Source organism: Alcanivorax sp. HI0044 (assembly GCF_001634945.1).
Window position 1 is genome coordinate 1 of the sequence record NZ_LWEZ01000254.1, and the last position, 583, is coordinate 583.

Consider the following 583-nt stretch of genomic DNA (forward strand, 5'->3'; position numbering starts at 1 on the left):
TAACCTGATTCGTCGCAGCCTGCGTGCTGGCGTCAAACAGATAATCATTGCCGACCCGGGCCGTTCTCCGTTCTATGCACTGGCGGAAAAATGCGAAGCCGGCAAGCTGAACAGCCGCGTGGTCGAACGCCGTACCCAAACCCCGAAGGCCCTGTGCGCGGATCTGTTAATCATCGACAATTGAATTTTCCAGCCTCGCCACCATGTTCTTTCTACGGACCATGGAAGTGACAGGATTATGACCGACAACGATAGCGCCCATCAGCATAGCGACAAACGCCCCTCAAACAGTGCAGGGCAACAGTCCGGCAGCCTCACTGTACCGGAGCACACCCCGCCACAGCGCATTTACCTGATTCCGGTCAAACACCGCCCTTTTATGCCGGGGCTGGTGCAACCGGTCATGCTGGAAAAAGAGCGCTGGCAACAAACCCTTGAGCGAGTCAGCCAGACCCCGCACCAGTCCCTGGGGCTGGTGTATGTCGGCGAAAAGAACCCGGACTCGGTAACCGCCGAGGATTTCCCCGAGTTCGGCTGTCTGGTAAAAGTCCATGCCCTCAACGAGGAAAACGACCAGTTTCAA

At 56.9% G+C, this 583-nt stretch carries 1 protein-coding gene and 1 pseudogene; both read left to right on the forward strand.

The annotated features are described in order from the left end of the window. Window positions 1–184, forward strand: a pseudogene (locus A3730_RS03200) (SAM-dependent methyltransferase); the annotation flags it as partial. A gap of 54 nt (window positions 185–238) precedes the next feature. Further along, window positions 239–583, forward strand: a 345-nt coding sequence (locus tag A3730_RS03205) for an LON peptidase substrate-binding domain-containing protein (RefSeq protein ID WP_369819034.1), incomplete at its 3' end; no start/stop codon positions are given.